We start from the raw sequence: 19,378 nt of genomic DNA on the forward strand, positions 1-19,378 counted from the left end.
TGCCGCCCTGCCGAAATCCTGTCAGGAGGACCGTTGCACCACGATGAGCGGGCAGACCGGCCCGGAAGCCACGGCGAGCACCGGATGCAACGCGAGTTGGGCACCGTCGGCCGTGCCGACCGGTTCTACGACGAGCAGGTTCTGCACCGGCTCAACCCGCGCATGCAGGAGTTCGTGGCCCGCCAGGAGATGTTCTTCCTCGCGACCGCGGACAGCCACGGCGAATGCGACAGCACCTTCCGGGCCGGCCCGCCAGGTTTCCTCCGGGTACTCGACGACGCGACCCTGGCATACCCGGAGTACCGCGGGAACGGCGTCATGGCCTCGCTCGGCAACATCCGGGAGAACCCGCACATCGGCATGCTGATGATCGACTTCTCCCAGGACCGTATCGGCCTCCATGTCAACGGCCGCGCACAACTGGTCACCGACGACACGATGCGCCAGAGGATTCCGGACCTGCCGGTCGACCCGGTACCCGGCCGCCGCCCCCACCTATGGGTGGAGGTCGAGGTCGAAGAGGCATACATCCACTGCTCCAAGCACATACCGAGGCTGGTCAGAGCCCCCCTCAGGCAGAACACCAACGGCACGGACCGCTCCGCCGCCGACGGCGAACAGGCCTGGGGCACCGACGACCCCAAGCGCAAGGGTGGCGACTACTTCGGAGCGGCGGCCCGGGAGCGGGGACTCGATCCCCGCTGAAGGCCACCCCGAAAAATACCGATAGGTCTTCCGGTTTCTCCTTTGTCTCAGCGTGCGACCGAAGTCGTGGTCGGAGAGCCGGCGCTGGCGGGCTTCGGCGCGGTGGCGCTGGACAAACTGCCTGAGCGCCGCGTCCGGGCAAGGGCCCTCAACCTGCAGCCGCGCATGCGCCGAGGTGCTCGACCAGGTCGAGGACATGGTCGCGGGGACCGCGGCGGTGTCCAGGTGCAGGCGGCGGCCTTCGACCCGCACCACGTCCCATCCGGACCGTGCGGGTCACAGCCCAGGGGCAGTCGAACCAGCCGCCGCGCACCTGGACCAGGACCAGGGCCGCGGGCGTCCGGACCCTCATCGCGGCTCCGCGGGTGGTGTGTCCGGGCTGCGGCGGAGGTGCGGGGCCACGCTGCGGAGCTTCTCGCAGGTTTCCTCCCACTCCCGTTCCGGTGTGGACTGGCCCATGACTCCGGCACCCGCACGCAACCAGGTGCGTCCGTCGCGTTGGAAGACGGTGCGCAGGACGAGTGCCGCGTCGAGGGAGCCGTCGGCGTCGGCGGTGAAGACGGCCCCGGCGTACAGACCTCGGGGCTCGCTCTCGTAGCGGCTGATGGTGCGCAGCGCCTCCGGTTTCGGGCAGCCGGTGGCGGTGATCGCGGGGAACAGCGCGGCGAACGCGTCCCAGGGGCCCCGGTCGTCGGCGAGGCGTCCGGTGGCGCGCGAGGCGAGGTGCTGCACCGAGCCGCGTTCCCGGACCGTCATGAACTCCTCCACCACGACCGTTTCCCGGCGGCAGATCCCGGCCAGTTCGTCGACGGCCAGACGCACGGAGAGGGCGTGCTCGTGGATCTCCTTGGGGTCGCCGAGCAGGTCGGACCGCAGCCGCGCGGTCTCCTCGGGACGTGTGCCGAGGGCGCGCGTCCCGGCAAGCGGCTGGGTGGAGACGCGGTGGGTGCCCGCCTCGACCTCGACGACGGTCTCGGGGCTGAAGCCGGCGGCCCGCCAGCCGCCCAGGTCCAGCAGGAAGGACCGCGCGGGAGTGTTGGCCCGGCGGCCCGCCAGGTAGGTGGCGGTCAGATCGGGGGCGGTGTGCGGGGGAAGCGGCAACGGTCGGGAGAGCACGGCCTTCTGGAGCAGGCCCGTCCCGATGTCGGCCACCGTCCGTGCGACGGCGTGCTGGTACGGGCCCGGCCCGGTGCGCAGCAGTTCCTCCGCGTCGGCGAGGGCGGCCTCGCCCGTCTGCCCTGTGGGACCGGCCAGGGCCTTGACTATGAGGGGCAGGTACTCCGGGTCGGCGGTCCGTATGCGCGCCTCGCCCGGGGTGAGGGCGACCTCCGTGGTCGGCAGCATGAGGTGCAGCAGCGGGTCGTGCCCCGTGTCCCCCGTGTCCGGGTGCAGCAGGTGGGCCAGTTCGAAGACGGCCCAGCCGTACACCCGCCAGTCCTGGTGCGGCAGGTGCGCCAGCGCATCGGCGACCTGTTCCAGGGGCGCGGCGCCCAGGGGCCGTGCCACGGCCCGGTTGCCGCAGCGTGCGGTGATCCCCTCGGCGGCGAGGGTGAGGGTGGCGGCGGGACCCGCGGCGTAGATCCAGGTCCCGTTGCGTTCGTAGACGACGTACTCGCCGCCGAGACCGGCGCGGGCGAGCCGGACCGCCGCCTCCGCCGGGTCCTTGGGGGAATCGACGGTGTACTCGGGGCCCGCCGCGGGGAGGGCGTCAGCCCAGGAATCCCAGGAATCCCAGGAGGCCCGGGAGGTACCGGGCGTGCGGGGCGTAGCGGAGAGGCGGGACGTGTCGGTCGTGCCGGTCGTGCCGGTCATGAACAGGGGTTCCCTTCCGTGCGCGAGCCCCCGGCCGCGAGGTGCCGGGCCAGCGCCGTCAGTGCCTTCTTGTCGGTCTTGCCGACGGCTGTCACCGGGAGGGCGTCGAGGCTCTCGACGCGGTCGGGGATCTTGAACGGAGCCAGCCCGCGTTCGCGGAGGAAGGCTGCCGCCTCGTTCCTGTCGGGTGCCGTGGCGCCGGGTACGGGGACGACGAAGGCGCAGGTGCGCTCGCCGAGCAGGTCGTCCGGGACGGGTACGACGGCCGTGTCCAGGACCGCCGGGTGGTGGACGAGCTGCTCCTCGACCTCGGCGGCGGCCACCTTGTCGCCGCCCCGGTTGATCTGTTCCTTCACGCGGCCCTCGACGACCAGATGGCCGGTGGGAGTGCGCCGGACGAGGTCGCCGGTGCGGTAGTGGCCGTCGGCGGTGAACGCGGTGGCGTTGTGCTCGTCGGCCCGGTAGTAGCCGCGCAGGGTGTACGGGCCGCGGGTGAGGAGGCGTCCGGTCGTGCCGGGCGGGACGTCGCGGTCGTCCTCGTCGACGATGCGGATCTCGTCGTCGGCCGACAGCGGGCGGCCCTGGGTGTGCAGGACCACGTCCTCGGGGGCGTCCGGTTCGGTGTAGTTGAGCAGGCCCTCCGCCATGCCGAACACCTGCTGCAGGACGGGCCCGAAGGCGGCCCGCGCCTGGGCGGCGTGTTCGGGCAGCAGCCGGGCCCCGCCGACCTGGAGCAGCCGCAGCGAGGACAGGTCCGCCTCACCCCACTCCGTCGCCGCCGCCCACATGCGGACGGTCGGCGGCACCAGCGCGGTGGCGGTGACGCGTTCGCGCTCGACGAGGGCGAACGCCGCGTCCGGGTCGGGCTCGTCGGTGAGCACCGCCGATCCACCGGCGTAGAGGGCGCCGAGGACGCCGGGGCAGCCGAGCGCGAAGTTGTGGGCTACGGGCAGCGCGGCCAGATAGACGGTGTCAGGTCCAAAACCGCACAGCTCCGCGCCGGCCCGCACGTTGTACGCGTAGTCGTCGTGGGTGCGCGGGATCAGCTTGGGCAGCCCGGTCGTGCCTCCGGAGACCAGGAGCAGCGCGACCTCGGAGGCGTCCTCCGGGGCCGGGGGCAGGTCATCGGCTCCGGGGCCGTCGAGCGGGAGGTGGGCACCCGGGTCGCCGGCCACGACCACGTGCCGCAGTTCGGGGCTCTCCTTGAGGACCTCGGCGGCCAGTTCACGGTGGTCGAAGTCCTGGTGGACGTCCGGGACGACGTACGCCACGGCCTGGGACAGCCGGCACAGGTGGACGATCTCGCTGCGCCGGTGCAGCGGCAGGGCCAGGACGGGAATCGCGCCGAGCCTCTGGAGGGCGAAGAAAGTGCTGAAGAACTCGGGGACGTTGGGGAGATGGAGGACCACCCGGTCCCCCGCGCGGACACCGAGTCCGGCCAGCCGGCGGGCGACGCGATCGGCGGACCGCTCCAGTTCCGCCCGGTCCAGCCGTCGTTCGCCGTGCACGAGGGCAGTGCGGTGCGGGTGGGCACGGGTCCAGGCCCGCAGTAGCTGGTCGAACGTCTCACCTCGCCAGTACCCGGCCTCCCGGTAGCGCGCGGCGAACTCCTCGGGCCATGGCGTACAGCCGTCGAGCACGTGGTCCCCCTTTGGTCGTGTCCTGCTCGGCAGGGGCTTGTCCATTCCGCTCGCCATACTGTAGGAAATGAATATCATTTTCAATAACTGATGCCATCAAGGCTGGTGACGCAGTGTCAGAACCCGATCTCCTGCGGACGATCCGCCCCCTGCTCGCGGACTGGCTCGGCCCCGGCGCCGAGCGGGTCGGCCCCGATGACAACCTCATCGAGCAGGGCCTGGACTCCATCCGTCTGATGACCGTGTCGGCGGCACTGCGCCGCGCCGGCATACGGCTCACCTTCGCGGAGCTCGCCCGCACCCCGACCCTGCACGCGTGGGAGGACCTGCTGGCCGAGCGATGTCCGAGCGCCGGTCCGCCCGATGCGACGGCCCCTGACGCCACCGCCCCCGCCGCCACGGACGAGGGCGAGACCTCGCCCTTCGACCTGGCGCTGATGCAGCACGCCTACTGGGTGGGCCGCGGCAAGGAGCACGAACTCGGGGGTGTGGCCGCGCACTTCTACAACGAGTTCGACGGCGAGGACGTCGACCCTCAGCGGCTGGAGCGCGCGGTGCGGGCCCTGCTCGCCCGGCACGCCCAGCTGCGTGCCGTGTTCGGCGACGACGGCCGGCAGCACACCCCGGCCGTCGCCTCCTGGCCGGGCCTGCGGGTGCACGACCTGCGTGAGCTCCCCGAGGATGCGGTGGACCGGCGCCTGGCGGAGCTGCGGGACGAGCTGTCGCACCGCATGCTGCGGGTCGGCGCGGGCGAGGTCGTCGACGTGCGGCTGTCACTCCTGCCGGAGGGCCGGACCCGCACGCACCTCAACCTGGACATGCTCGCCGCCGACGCGCTCAGCCTGCGCGTCCTGCTGGCCGATCTGGCGGCGCTCTACCGCGATGACCGCGATGACCACCATGAGCGCGACGGCGGCGAGGAACGTGACGGCCGCGGGAAGCGCGACGGCCGCGGGAAGCGTGACGGCCGCGGGGAGCGTAATGGCCGCGGGGAGCGTGATGGCCGAAATGGCCATATCGACCGCAAGGGCCGCGATGCGGAGCAGCTCCCACCCATCGGCTACAGCTTCCGCCGCTATCTCGCGGACCGTGCCGCCTCCGCCGAGCGGGAGCGCGACCGCAGGCGGGACGCGGCCTGGTGGGCCGCGCGGCTGCCGGACCTGCCGGGGGCGCCCGCGCTGCCCGTGGTCCAGGGAACGGTCCCGCCCCGCGTCACCCGCCGCCACCACTGGCTGCCGCCCGAGGCGCACGACGCCCTGTTCGCCCGCGCCCACCGGCACGGTGTCACCCCTGCGATGGCCCTGGCCACCGCGTACGCCGAGGTGCTCGCGGCCTGGAGCGCCGAGCACCGCTTCCTGCTGAACGTGCCGCTGTTCGACCGCGAGCCGCTGCACCCCGATGTGCCCCTGCTCGTGGGCGACTTCACCGGTTCCGTACTGCTCACCGCCGACCTGTCCGGCCAGGATGCCTTCCAGGAGCGGGCCCGCACCCTGCAGGAACGCTTCCTCGCGGACGCCGCGCACGCCTCGTACTCCGGTGTCGAGGTGCTGCGCGACCTGAACCGTGCTCAGCGGGGCGGCGGACGGGTGCTCGCGCCGGTGGTGTTCACCAGTGCGCTGAACCTGGGTGAGCTGTTCTCCGAGGACGTGCGCGCCTGCTTCGGGCGGCCCGTGTGGATCATCTCGCAGGGGCCGCAGGTGTGGCTGGACGCCCAGGTCACCGAGCTCGACGGCGGGCTGCTGGTGAACTGGGACGCGCTGGAGCAGGCGTTTCCCGAAGGAATGCTGGACGCCATGTTCACCGCGTACCGCACGCTGGTGGACGAGCTCGCCGCGTCCGACGCTCCCTGGGACGCCCCCGTCGCGGACCTGCTGCCCGAGGCCCAGCGGGAGGCACGCGCGCGTGCCAACGCCACCGACGGGCCGCGCAGCGGGCTGCTGCTGCACGAGGACTTCCTGCGCCGCGCCGAGCAGACGCCGGACCAGCCCGCGCTTCTGTGGGGAACGGACGGCGTCCTTTCCTACGGTGAACTCGCCGAGCGGGTCCGGCGGATCGCCGCCGCGCTCGCCGCACACGCCGTCGGCCCCGGCGACCGGGTCGCCGTCTGTCTGCCCAAGGGGCCCGACCAGATCGCCGCGGTGCTCGGCATCCTGATCGCGGGCGCGGCCTACGTGCCCGTCGGGCGCGACCACCCGCCGGCCCGCCGAGACCGTGTCCTGACCCGAGCGGGCGCCCGCGTCGCCTTCGTCACCGGCGGCCTCGGCTCTGCCCTGCCCGCAGGCGTCGTACCGCTGACCGTGCTGGACGCCCTGGCGCACGAGCCGGTCAAGGAACCGGTGGCCGTGCCGGACAGCGATCCGGCGTACATCCTGTTCACCTCCGGATCCACCGGTGAACCCAAGGGCGTGGTCGTGCCGCACCGCGCGGCGCGCAACACGGTCGACGACCTCGACGAGCGGTTCGGCGTGGGCGGCGACGACCGGACGCTCGCGCTGTCGGCCCTTGACTTCGATCTGTCGGTGTACGACCTGTTCGGCCCGCTCACCGTCGGCGGTGCGGTGGTGCTCGTCGCGGAGGAGGACCGGCGGGACGCGGCGCGCTGGCACGCGCTGATGGCCCGGCACCGCGTGACCGCGCTCAACTGCGTGCCCTCCGTGCTGGACATGCTGCTCAGCACCGCCGGGGACGGCCTCGCCGGGGTGCGGCTGGTGCTGCTCGGCGGAGACTGGGTGGGCGTCGACCTGCCCGGGCGGCTGGCGGAACGCGCGCCGGGCTGCCGGTTCGTGGCGCTCGGCGGTACGACCGAGACCGCGATCCATTCCACGGTGTGCGAGGTCGTCGGCGGCACGGTGCCCGAGGACTGGACCGCGGTGCCGTACGGAACGCCGTTGCGCAACGTGCGGCTGCGGGTCGTCGACGCCCGGGGCCGGGACTGCCCCGACTGGGTTCCGGGTGAACTGTGGATCGGCGGGGCCGGGGTGGCCGACGGGKATCTCGGCGACCCCGAGCGCACCGCCGACCGGTTCGTGCACCACGAGGGTGTGCGCTGGTACCGCACGGGTGACCTCGCCCGCTACCGGCCGGGCGGCACCGTCGAGTTCCTCGGCCGGGCCGACTCCCAGGTCAAGCTGCGCGGGCATCGGGTGGAACTGGGCGAGGTGGAGGCGGCTCTGGAGCGCGCGCCGGGTGTGGGGCGCGCGGTCGCGGCCGTCACCGGGGGCATGGACGGCGCTCCTCGCTCGCTGGTCGCGGCGTACTCCCTTGCGCCCCGCGCCGGAGCCGGCCGCCACGACGGCGTTCTTCCGCAGGTCGTGGCCTCGCGGCCCGATCCGCTGGAGACCGAGGTCGTCGCCTACGTCCTCGGCCGGATCCTGGACGGGACGCGCCCTGCCGAGGACATGCGCGGGCTCGCGCATCTGTGGCGGGACTGGCTGTTCCGCCACCCGGGGCCGGTGGACGGGGAGAGCCTCACGAAGCGCGTCACCGGAACCCGGCTCGCGCCCGTGCTCGACCGCCTGACCGAGCGGCTGGAGGACCTGCGGGCCATGCTCACGGGCGACCGGGACCCGTTGGAACTCCTCGACGACCCGGTGCTCGCCCCCGAGGCCGCGCTCGACGCGCTGCCCGCCAGTGGGGAGGCCGCCGCGGAGTGCGCGAACGCACTGCGTGCGCTGGCCGCGGAGTCGGGCGGCCGTGCGCCGCGCGTCGCGGTCGTCGGGGCACGCGGTGGCGTCGGAGTACAGCGGGTGATCGAACAACTGCCCACAGACTCCGTGCAGTTCACGCTGTTCGACACCTCTGCCGGGCTCCTGGAAGGGGCCCGGGAACGGCTGGCGGGCGTGCGGTGCCAGGCCCTCCCGGACGGTGTGCTCCCCGAGGGCCTGCCGGGCACGTTCGACGCCGTGCTCGCGCTCGGCGCCCTGCACGCCTTCGACGACCCGGCCGCCGGCGTCGCCCAGGCGGCGGCCCTCCTGGCGCCCGGCGGGCTGCTGCTCGCGGTGGAGCAGGGCAGTCTGCCGCCGCTCGGCCTGATCTGCGCCGCGCTGCCCACGCGGGGGTTCGCGCACGCGGATCCGGCCCGCCGGGCGGCCGGCAGCCCGCTGCTGCCGCCCTCGGCGTGGGAGCAGCTGCTGCGCGGCCACGGCTTCACCCAGGTGGACACAGCCGTGCGCGCCCAGGAACCCGCACTGCTGATCCGCGCGGTCCGTGATCCGGACGGCGCACCGCAGGACAGCGACACCGTACGTGCCTTCGCCGCCGAGCAGTTGCCGTCGTACATGGTTCCGGACCAGTTGGTTCTGCTGCCGGTCATGCCGCTCACCGCGAACGGCAAGGTCGACCGGCGGGCCGTGCGCGAGCTCCTCGACAGTCACGTCTCGTCCGCACAGGCCGGCCCCGGACACGGCACACCGCCCCGGCCCGGTGCCGAGGAGTTGGTCGCCGAGGTGTGGCGGGAGCTGCTCGGCGCTCGCACCGTGCACCGGGAGGACGACTTCTTCGCGCTCGGCGGTGACAGTCTGCTCGCCACGCGGATGCTGCAACGGCTGGCCGAGCGCGGGGTACGCGGCGCCCGGATCGCCGATCTGTTCACCCGCCCGGTCCTGAAGGACTACGCGGCCGTGCTCACCCTGGACCCGGAGCGATCCGCCACGCCTGTCCTGGTGGCGGATCCGGACCGCGCGCACGACCCGTTCCCGGCGACCGACGTGCAGCGCGCCTACTGGCTGGGGCGGGCCGAGGACATGCGGCTCGGTGGCGTCGGGGCGCACTACTACTCGGAGTTCGACGGCTCCGGAGTGGACCTGCCGCGGCTCGAACAGGCGTGGCGCAGGCTGATCGCGCGCCACCCTATGCTGCGGGCGGTCTTCGACGAGGACGGACACCAGCGCGTCCTCACCGAGGCCGAGATACCGGACTTCACCATCCCGGTCCGGGACGGTGAGGAACACCTCGCCGCACTGCGCGAGGAGATGTCCCACCAGGTCCTCGACCCGGTCCGCTGGCCGCTGTTCGACGTACGGGCGGTGCGGTACGGGGACGGCGCCGGCGACGTCAGGACGCGGATCGGGGTGAGCCTCGACAACCTCGTGCTCGACGGCCTCAGCATGATGACCGTCTTCACCGAACTGGGCGTGCTGTACGCCGACCCGGCCGCCGGACTCCCGCCGGTGGAGCCGACGTTCCGCGACTACCTCGCCTCCGTGCGGCCCGCACCCGAGACGCTGGCCGCCGACCAGGCGTACTGGCGCGACCGCCTGCCCGAGCTGCCCCCTGCTCCCCGGCTACCGCTCCTGCGTGACCCTGCCGCACTGGGACGCCCCCGTTTCACACGCACCTCCGGAGAACTCGCCGCCGACCGCTGGCGGCGTCTGAAGGAGCGGGCGCGCGAGCACGGTGTCACTCCCTCGACCCTGCTGCTGGCCGCCTACGCGGAGGTGCTCGGCACGTGGAGCGAGAGCCCCGAACTCACCGTCAACCTCACGCTCTTCGACCGGCAGGAGATCCATCCGGAGATCAACCGGGTCCTCGGGGACTTCACCTCTCTCCTGCTCGCCGCCCACCGTCCGCGTCCCGGCGAGGACTGGCTGAGCCGGGTGCGCGGACTGCAGGAGCAGGTGTGGCGCGACCTCGATCACCGCTCGGTCTCCGCGGTGTGGGTGATGCGTGAGCTGGCCCGGACCCGCGGGGAGCGGGACGCGGCCGTGCCGGTGGTGTTCACCAGCGCGCTGGGTGTCGACGACGGCGTGTCCATGGACGCCCCGGAGGGGTTCCCGCCGCGTGTCTGGGGCGTGAGCCAGACCCCGCAGGTCTGGCTCGACCTCCAGGTCTACGAGGGCCGGGACGGGGCGCTGCGCCACCAGTGGGACGCGGTGCGGGAGTTGTTCCCCGACGGGCTGGTCGAGACGATGTCCGCCGCCTTCGACCGGCTGCTGCGTCATCTGTCCGACGCCGACTGGCAGGTGCCCCGGCCGGCGCTGCTGCCCGACGCACAGCGCACGGTCCGCGACCGGGTCAACGCGACGGGACGGCCGGGAGGCGAGCGGGCCCTGCACACGCCGTTCTTCGAGCAGGCCGCCGCCGATCCCGCCGCTCCCGCCCTGCTCTGGGGCGAGGACGGTGCTCTGACACGGGGCGAGCTGCGGGAGCGGGCGCTGCGGATCGCCGCCGCGCTGCGGGAGGGCGGGGTCGCGCCCGGCGACACGGTCGCCGTGTCGCTGCCCAAGGGGCCCGAGCAGATCACCGCCGTGCTCGGCGTCCTCGCCGCCGGGGCCGCGTACGTTCCGGTGGGCGCCGACCAGCCGCCGGTGCGGCGCGAGCGGATGCTGCGCGCCTCACGGGCCCGCTGTGTGCTCGACGCGGAGTTCCTCTCCGGGCCGCTGCCCGCCCCGCTGGCGGCGCCCGTGGCCGTCGGCCCTGACTCCTGCGCATACGTGATCTTCACCTCGGGTTCCACCGGAGAGCCCAAGGGCGTCGAGCTGACCCACCGGGCGGCCGCCAACACCGTCGAGGACATCAGCGCACGGCACGGCATCGGGTTCGGCGACCGGGTCCTGGCGGTCTCCGCGCTGGACTTCGACCTGTCCGTGTACGACATCTTCGGGCTGCTCGGCGCGGGTGGCGCGCTCGTGCTCGTCACCGAGGAGGAACGCCGGGACGCCCAGCGCTGGCGCGACCTGGCCGCACGGCACCGCGTCACCGTCTGGAACTCCGTACCCATGCTCCTGGACATGCTGCTCACCGCCTCGGCGGGGCAGGCACCGCCGGAGCTGAGGCTCGCCCTGGTCTCCGGCGACTGGGTTCCGCTCGACCTGCCCGCGCGGCTGGCCGAGGCGTCGCGGGGCCGCTGCCGGCTGGTCGCGATGGGCGGTGCGACCGAGGCCGCGATCTGGTCCAACGCGTACGACGCCACCGGCGGCGCTCCCGAGGGCTGGCCGTCGGTCCCGTACGGGACACCGTTGCGCGGCCAGCGGTTCCGGGTCGTGGGGCCGCTGGGCGAGGACTGCCCGGACTGGGTGCCCGGCGAGCTGTGGATCGGCGGTGCCGGGGTGGCCACCGGCTACCGGGGCGATCCGGAGCGCACCGCCGACCGGTTCGTGACGGACGGCGGGGAGCGCTGGTACCGCACCGGCGATCTGGGCCGCTACCGCCCCGGCGGGCTGCTGGAGTTCCTCGGTCGGCGCGACCACCAGCTGAAGATCCGCGGCCACCGTACCGAGCTCGGGGAGGTCGACGCGGCGCTGCTCGGGCAGCCGGGCGTCAGCCGTGCGGTCACCGTCGCGACCGGCCCGCGGGGTCAGCAGCGGCTGACCGCCTTCGTGGTTCCCGAAGGCCCGTCGGCCCTCTTGGATCTCGCCGAGGTCGAGCGCCGTCTCGCCGACCACCTGCCCGCGCACGCGGTGCCCTCCGTACTCGTGCCGCTGCCCGACGGGCTGCCGCTGACCGCCAACGGCAAGGTGGACCGTGCCGCGCTGGCCGGACACGCGGCCGGTCTCGGCGTGGTGTCCGGCGGGACACGGCAGCCGACGGGCCCGCTGGAGGAGCTGGTCGCCGCCGCGTGGTCCGAGCTGCTGGGGGCCGAACAGGTCGGCAGGGACGACGAGTTCTTCGCGCTCGGCGGCGACAGCCTGCTCGCCACGCGGCTCGTGGCCCGGCTGCGCGAGGCCGGGGTACGCGGCGCGCGCATCGCCGCGCTGTTCACTCACCCGGTGCTGAGGGACTACGCGGCCACCCTGACCCTGGGCACCGGGAAGCCCGTCACGCAGGCCCTGGTGAGCGATCCCGCGCACGCGCACGATCCGTTCGAGGCGACCGACGTTCAGCGGGCGTACTGGATCGGGCGCACGGCACAGCTCGACCTGGGCGGGGTCGGCTCGCACTACTACAGCGAGACCGACGAGCCGTACGCCGATGTCACCGCGCTGGAACGGGCCTGGCGGCGGCTGATCGCACGCCATCCCATGCTGCGGGCGGTCTTCGACGAGAACGGACACCAGCGCGTCCTCACCGACGCCGAGGTACCGGACTTCACCATCCCCGTCCGGGACGGCGAGGAACACCTCACCGCCCTCCGCGAGGAGATGTCCCACCAGGTCCTCGACCCCGCCCGCTGGCCGCTGTTCGACGTACGAGCGGTGCATTACACGACGGCGGACGGCGAGCGCCGCACCCGGATCGGGGTCAGCCTCGACAACCTGATCCTGGACGGCCTCAGCATGATGATCGTCTTCACCGAGCTGCGGCAGCTCCGGGACGATCCCGACGCCGAACTCCCGCCGGTGAACGTGACGTTCCGCGACTACCTCGCCTCCGCTCGGCCGTCGGACGGAACAGTGGCAGCCGACCGGGAGTACTGGCGCGAACGGCTCCCGGCGCTGCCGCCGGCGCCCCGGCTGCCGCTCCTGCGCGAGCCGTCAGAGGTCGGACGCCCGCGATTCGTCCGCCGGGCCACCCACCTGCCGTACGCGACGTGGCAGCGGCTGAAGGAGCGGGTCCGGGTCTACGGTCTCACCCCGTCCGTGCTGCTTCTCGCCGTCTATGCGGAGGCGCTCGGCGAGCACGCCGAGGGTCCCGAACTCACCGTCAACCTCACCCTCTTCGACCGGCAGGAGATCCACCCGGACATCAACCGGATCGCCGGGGACTTCACCTCACTGCTGCTGGCCGCCCACCATCCGCGGGCCGGCGAGTCCTGGCTCACGCGGCTGCGCGGGCTCCAGGCCCGGCTGTGGACCGACCTCGACCACCGGGCGGTGTCGGCGGTGTGGGTGATGCGGCAACTGGCCCAGGAACGCGGTCCCGACGGGGCTGCGATGCCGGTGGTGTTCACCAGCGCGCTCGGCATCGACGACGAGCGGGCCCGGTTGCTGACCCCGCCGTACTGGTCCGTGTCCCAGACCCCGCAGGTCTGGCTCGACCACCAGGTGCTGGAGGACGCCGAGGGTCTCCGGCTGACTTGGGACGCGGTGACCGGGCTGCTGCCCGACGAACTGCCGGAGACCTTGATGAGCCGCCAACTCGCCCTGCTCGACGAGCTGTCCACGGCGCAGGACTGGGATGCGCTGATCCTCTCCACGGGCCTGAAGGACGGCGAGCGGTCCACGACGGTGCTCAGCACAGTCGTCGGCAGGGCCGACGCGGGCGGTCCCCCGCGCGGCGCCACCGAAGAACTCGTCGCCGCGCTCTGGTCCGAGCTGTTGGCCGACAGCCCGCCCGCCGGCCGGGAGCAGGGCTTCTTCGCGGCCGGCGGCGACAGTCTGCTGGCCACCCGGCTGATCGCGCGGCTGCGCGAACGCACCGGGGTGGAGGTTCCGCTCAGGGCGTTCTTCGCCCACCCGACCGTGGCCGCTCTCGCCTCCGCCGTCGACGACATCACTGACCACACCACCGATCAGAACTGGGAAGAGGGGGAACTGTGAGCGCCGCCGAGTTGGTGTCACACCTGGCCGCCGCCGGAGTCGAGTTGTGGGAGGAGGACGGCCGCCTCCGCTTCCGGGCACCCCAGGGTGCCCTCACCGACGAACTGCGCGAGCGGCTGCGCGCCGACCGCGAGGCCGTACTCGCCCATCTGCGCGACCCGTTCGCCGAGCCCCTCGTTCCCGACCCCGACGGGCGGCACCTGCCGTTCCCGCTGACCGAGGTGCAGTCCTCGTACCTGCTGGGCCGCACGGACGCCTTCGCCTACGGCGGGATCGGCTGCCACGCCTACCTGGAGTACGAGCTGCCGGGCACCGTCCCGCCCGAGCGGGCCGCGGAAGCGTGGCGGGCGCTCGTCGAACGGCACGACGCGCTGCGCACGGTGTACCACCCGGACGGCCAGCAGGTGCTCAAGGATCTGCCGCCGTACGAGGTCCCCGTGGCCGGGGCCGGGCAGGCGGAGCGGATCCGCGGCGAGCTGGCGCAGCGGACGTACGATCCCGCCGCGTGGCCGCTGTTCGACATGCGGCTCACCCACTCCCCCGAGCGGCTGCTCGTGCACCTGTCCGTGGACCTGCTCGTCACGGACTTCTCCGGAGTGCAGCAACTGCTCGGCGAGCTGGAGCAGTTGTGCGTCGAGCCGGACCGGCCGCTTTCACCCGTGCCCGTCTCCTTCCGTGACCACGTGCTCGCCGAGCGGCGGCTGCGCGACAGCGCCCGCTGGGCCCGTGACCGCGCCTACTGGCTGGACCGGCTCGATGACCTGCCCGGTGCGCCGGAACTGCCCGTCCTGTCCGAGGAGCGGGGTGGACAGGTGCGGTTCCGGCGGCTGGCCGACCGGCTGACGTCCGAGGAGTCGGCGGCGCTGCGGCGCCGGGCCGCCGCGCGGGACCTGACCGTGTCCACCGTGCTGCTCGCCGCCTACGCCGAGGTGATCGGCCGGTGGAGCGCCAAGCCGCGCTTCACGCTCAACCTGCCGGTGTTCGCCAAGCGTCCGCTGCACCCCGACATCGGCCGGGTGGTGGGCGACTTCACGTCCGTGACACTGCTGGCCGTCGAGCCCGACGCCGGGAAGGGATTCACGGAACGGGCCCGGGTGCTCGGCGGGCGGCTCTTCGAGGACCTGGACCACGGGCTCTACTCGGGGGTCGAGGTGCTGCGCGAGGCGGCCCGCCGCTCGGACCGGCACGCGCTGATGCCGGTCGTGTTCACGAGCACGCTCCAGGGCACGGAGGTGCCGGCCACTGGTCCGGGCAGGGTCGTGTACGGCGTGACGCAGACCCCGCAGGTGTGGATCGACTGCCAGGTGATGGAGTCCGGCGGGGAGATCCTGCTGGGCTGGGACGTCCGCGAGGATGTGCTGCCGGAGGGGCTCGCGGACGACGCGTTCGCCGCCTTCGCCTCCCTGGTACGGGAGTTGGCCGTGTCCGACGCGCCGTGGGACAGCACCGACCTGGTGCGGCTACCGGAGGCCCAGGCGGCACGGCATGCGGCGGTCAACGCGACCGCGCGTCCGCTGCCCGAGGCGCTGCTGCACGAGCGGGTCTTCGCCGCGGCCGTCGCGCATGCGGACCGGCCGGCGGTCATCGCGCCCGACCGCACGCTCACCTATGCCGAACTCGCCGGGTACGCCCGGACGGTGACCGCAAGGCTGCGGGCGGCGGGGGTCGCGCCGGGCGAGCGGGTCGCGATCGTGATGGACAAGGGCTGGGAGCAGGTCCCGGCCGTGCTCGGTGTGCTGGACGCGGGCTGTGTGTACGTGCCGGTCGACACCGTCCATCCGCCCGCGCGCCGCGCACGGGTCCTGGCCTCCAGCGGGGCGGTCGCCGTCCTCACCCAGGCGCGGCTGGGCGACGCGTACGAGCTGCCGGCGATCGCCGTCGACACCCTGGAGCCTTCTCAGGCGGTGGAGTCGCGCCGGGTGGACCCCGGCGAGGCGGCCTACATCATCTACACCTCCGGGTCGACCGGTGAGCCCAAAGGCGTCGTGGTCTCGCACCGGGCCGCACTCAACACGGTCGCCGACATCGACGAGCGCTTCGGCGTGGGAGCCGGCGACCGGGTGCTGGGGCTCGCCCAGCTGGGCTTCGACCTGTCCGTCTACGACCTGTTCGGCCCGCTGGCACACGGCGGCGCGGTCGTCCTGCCGGACCCGGAGCGCCGCGGCGACCCCTCGCACTGGGCGGACCTCGCGGCCCGGCACCGGGTGACCGTGTGGAACTCGGTGCCCGCACAGCTCCAGATGCTGTACGACTACCTGGCTTCGGGTGCGGGTGCCGCCGATGTGGCCGGGCTGTCGGCGCTGCGGCTCGGCCTGCTGTCCGGCGACTGGATCCCCGTACGCCTGCCGGACCGCGTACGCGCGCTGCTGCCCGGCGTGCGGCTGATCAGTCTCGGCGGGGCGACGGAAGCGGCCATCTGGTCCATCCACCACCCCATCGAGCAGCCCGTGGACCCGGGACGGCCCAGCATTCCGTACGGCAGGCCGCTCGCCAACCAGACCTTCCACGTCCTGGACGACGCCCTGCGGCCCCGCCCGGACTGGGTGCCGGGCGAGCTGTGCATCGGCGGCAGCGGCCTGGCGATCGGCTATCACGGTGACCCGGAGACGACCGCCCGGCGTTTCGTCACCCATCCCGTCACCGGGGAGCGGCTGTACCGCACGGGTGACCTGGGCCGGTGGCTGCCGGGCGGGGACATCGAGTTCCTCGGGCGCGAGGACGGGCAGGTCAAGATCCGCGGGCACCGCATCGAACTCGCGGAGATCGAGGCAGCGTTGACGGGCCACCCGGCCGTCGGTGCGGCGGCCGTCCTGGCCGTCGGGGACGATCCGTTGCAGCGCCGGCTGGTCGCCTTCGCCGAGCCGGCGCGCGACACGGACACGGCCCGGGCCGGTGGGCCGGGAGAGGTTCTGGCCCGGCGGGCGCGGCAGGCGGCCGACGCGTTCGAGGTGACCGGGCCGGAGCGGATCGCCGAGTTCGCCCGGCTCCTCGACGAGGCGTCGATCGCTTCCATGCTCGACGCGCTGCGCGCACGCGGCCTGTTCGCCGGGCCCGACGCCGCCCACACCGCGCAGGACGTGGTGGCGGTGGCCGTACCGCGTCACGAACGGGTGCTGCGGCGCTGGCTGCACGTGCTGCACGGCGAGGGCCTGCTGGAGCGGGATCCGGCCACAGGCCGGTACCGGCTACGCGCAGAGCCCTCGCCGGACTCGTCGTCCGCGTCGGCGTGGGACCGGGTCGCGGCCGTGTGGAGCGACGACCTCGGACCCGCCGAGCTGCTGACCTATCTGCGTGCCAACGCCGATCAGCTGGGCGCGCTGATGGACGACCGGATCGCCGCCGTCGACCTCCTCTTCCCCGGGGCCCGCATGGAGACCGCCGACGCGGCCTACCGCGAGAACGTCATGTCCGCCTACCTCAACCGCGTCCTCGCCGAGGCCCTGCGCACGACCGCCGAGGAGCGGACGCCCGGCCGGCCGCTGCGCGTGCTGGAGGTGGGCGCCGGAACCGGGGCGAGCACGGCCGGGGCACTCGCCGCGCTGGACGGGCTGCCCGTGGAGTGGCTGTTCACCGATGTGAGCCCGTTCTTCCTGGACAGGGCGCGCGAGCGGTTCGGGCCCGACGCGCGGCTTCGGTACGGGCTGTACGACGTGGACGGTGACCCGGCCGAGCAGGGGCTGGCCCTCCAGTCGTTCGACGTGGTGGTGTGCGCGGGCGTGCTGAACAACGCCCGGGACACGGCGGCGGCGCTCGCCTCGCTGCGCTCGCTCCTCGTCCCCGGCGGGCTGCTGCTGGTCACCGAGCCGACCCGGGAGCACTACGAGATCCTGATCTCACAGGCGTTCATGATGACCGGGGCGGAGGACCTGCGGCGCGCGGACGACACGGACGCCACCTTCGTCACCCGCGACCAGTGGCTGCGCCTCTTCGCGGAGGCGGGCGGAGAGAACGAGCTCTGCCTGCCGCAGCAGGGCCATCCGCTGGAGCCGCTGGGCCAGCACGTCTTCGCCGTGCGGTTCAAGAGCGACCGCGCCCCCGTGGACCCGGTCGCCGTCGGCGACCATCTCGCGGAGCGGTTGCCGGTCTACATGCTGCCCGCCGCGCTGCACGTCGTCGACGAACTGCCGCTCACTGTCAACGGCAAGGTGGACCGCAAGGCCCTGGCGGCCCTGGCCGCCGTCACGGCCGTCACGGCGGAGGAGCGGCACACAGCCGCCGTGGAGGTTGCGGCCGGGCCGGCCGACGAGTTGGAGGAGAGGCTCGCCTCGGTGGCCGCCCTGGCGCTCGGCGTCGTGGCCGTGCCCCGTGATCGCAGCCTGTTCGATCTCGGCGCGGACTCGCTGGTCCTCGCGCAGCTCTCGGCGCGGCTGATCGAGGAGGTGCCGCAGGCGGCGGACCAGCAGTTCGACACCCTGCTGCGGGAGCTGCTGAACCGCCCGACGGTCGCCGACCTGGCCCGCCATCTGCGCGGCTCGGACGCGCCCGAGGCCGGAGCGGGCGAGGTGAGCGCGCTGGTGGCTCTCGGCGACGAGCCGAAGGAGGGCGGGGTGCTGCACGTGCTGGTGCACGAGGGCATCGGCACCATGGCCCCGTACCGCGACCTCACGGCCCGGCTGGCCGGGCACGGCCCGCTCGTCGGCCTGGCCGTGGGCGATGTCGAGGCGTGCACGGGCATTCCGGCGGCGGAGTTCGTGGAACGGCTCGCGGCCGAACATGTGCGGCGGCTGACCGCGACCGGGGCCGGCCGGTTCCGGCTCACGGGCTACTGCCTGGGCGGCCAGCTCGCCACCGAGGTCGCCCGGCAGCTCACCGAGGGCGGTGCGCACGTCGAGCAGTTGACGGTGGTCAGCAGCAGCCCGCCCGCGTTCGTGTGCGAGGAGGAGCTGCTGATCGAGCACGCCTTCGCCCGGGTGCTCGGCGCCGACCCGGCGGCGGCCGGATACCCGGACGACGAGGAGGAGCTGGGGGCGGCGCTGCGGGCCGTCCTCGACGCCACCCCGGAGCGGGTTCCGGCCGGTGCCTTCGCCACCCTGTGCGGTGAGCCGCGCCTGGAAGCGGTGGCCCGCCGGATGCGCGCGCTGGCCTGCGTCCCGCAGCCGGAGCGGCTCGCCGCGATCGCCGCCACGCTGGGCGGGGACGGCGACTCGGCCCACGTTCCGGGTCTGTACCGGGTGTTCCGGCACGCCTTCGCCGCCGCGTCGCTGCACGCCACCCAGCCGTACGCCGGTGACATCACGCTCGTGCAGCCGCGCGGGCTGCTGCGGTTCCTCGCGGGGTTCGGGCAGGAGGCGGACGAGCTGTGGCGCGAGGTGTGCCTCGGTGACCTGACGGTGGCCGAGGTCGACGGCGACCACTTCAGCTGCCTGCGCGCTCCGCACGTGGACCAGGTGGTCGCCGCCGCGGTCGCGGMGACKCCGYGAACCGCGGCCGTACCGCCCCGGTCGCGGTCGGCGTGGTCGGGGCGGCCGGAGCGGTGGGCCGGGCCGTACTGGAGGAGCTGTTGCGCCTCGGGGCCGGGCCGGTGCGGGCGGCGGTGCGCCGCCCGCCCGGCCGTGCCCTGCCCTCCGGCACGCACCTGTGGCCCGATCCGGTGGACGTGGCCGATGCGCGGGCCCTCGCCGCGTTCTGYGCCGAGTGCCGTGTCGTCGTCAACGCCACCGGGCCGGTCCGTGCCGTCGGCCACCGCGTGGCGTCCGCCGCCCTCGCGTGCGGCGCGGACCTGGTCGACGTCAACGACACGGACGAGCTGCCCGAACCCGCCCCGTACGCCCGCCTGTTGCGGTGGCGTACGGCGGTGATCGGGGC

The 19,378-nt window shown here is 73.8% G+C and carries 5 protein-coding genes and 1 pseudogene; 4 read left to right on the plus strand and 2 right to left on the minus strand.

From position 1 onward, the window contains the following. Window positions 1-84 precede the first annotated feature (84 nt). Window positions 85-705 (plus strand): pyridoxamine 5'-phosphate oxidase family protein, encoded by a 621-nt coding sequence (locus tag CA983_RS08690; RefSeq protein ID WP_244206754.1) that lies wholly within the window; start codon window positions 85-87, stop codon window positions 703-705. Between the two features lie 348 nt (window positions 706-1,053). Here CA983_RS08690 and CA983_RS08695 read toward each other — a convergent pair whose 3' ends face one another. Together CA983_RS08695 and CA983_RS08700 are read right to left on the minus strand one after the other, a co-directional pair. Continuing rightward, on the minus strand, window positions 1,054-2,517 hold the full coding sequence (locus CA983_RS08695) for a salicylate synthase (protein ID WP_086600290.1): 1,464 nt from the start codon (window positions 2,515-2,517) through the stop codon (window positions 1,054-1,056). Then, on the minus strand, window positions 2,514-4,157 hold the full coding sequence (locus tag CA983_RS08700) for a (2,3-dihydroxybenzoyl)adenylate synthase (RefSeq protein ID WP_244206755.1): 1,644 nt from the start codon (window positions 4,155-4,157) through the stop codon (window positions 2,514-2,516). The genes CA983_RS08695 and CA983_RS08700 overlap by 4 nt, the downstream gene beginning before the upstream one ends. A 113-nt stretch (window positions 4,158-4,270) precedes the next feature. Here CA983_RS08700 and CA983_RS08705 point away from each other — a divergent pair, with 113 nt between their 5' ends. The 3 genes and pseudogenes from CA983_RS08705 to CA983_RS49435 all read left to right on the plus strand — a co-directional run. Beyond that, a complete protein-coding gene (locus CA983_RS08705; RefSeq protein ID WP_086600292.1) occupies window positions 4,271-13,573 on the plus strand; it encodes a non-ribosomal peptide synthetase in 9,303 nt (3,100 codons plus the stop codon). Window positions 13,574-13,587: 14 nt separating this feature from the next. Further along, window positions 13,588-18,954 (plus strand): annotated as a pseudogene (locus tag CA983_RS08710) (non-ribosomal peptide synthetase); the annotation flags it as partial. A 92-nt stretch (window positions 18,955-19,046) separates the two neighbouring features. Further along, the coding region (locus CA983_RS49435) for a saccharopine dehydrogenase NADP-binding domain-containing protein (protein WP_425276435.1) at window positions 19,047-19,378 on the plus strand (332 nt) is incomplete at its 3' end.

The sequence above is a fragment of the Streptomyces swartbergensis genome (assembly GCF_002148965.1).
GTDB classification, from domain to species: domain Bacteria; phylum Actinomycetota; class Actinomycetes; order Streptomycetales; family Streptomycetaceae; genus Streptomyces; species Streptomyces swartbergensis.

Coding starts and splice junctions, on each gene's coding strand:
- CA983_RS08690 (WP_244206754.1), top strand. CDS start 85: ATGCAACGCGAGTTGGGCACCGTCGGCCGTGCCGACCGGTTCTACGAC.
- CA983_RS08695 (WP_086600290.1), bottom strand. CDS start 2,517: ATGACCGGCACGACCGGCACGACCGACACGTCCCGCCTCTCCGCTACG.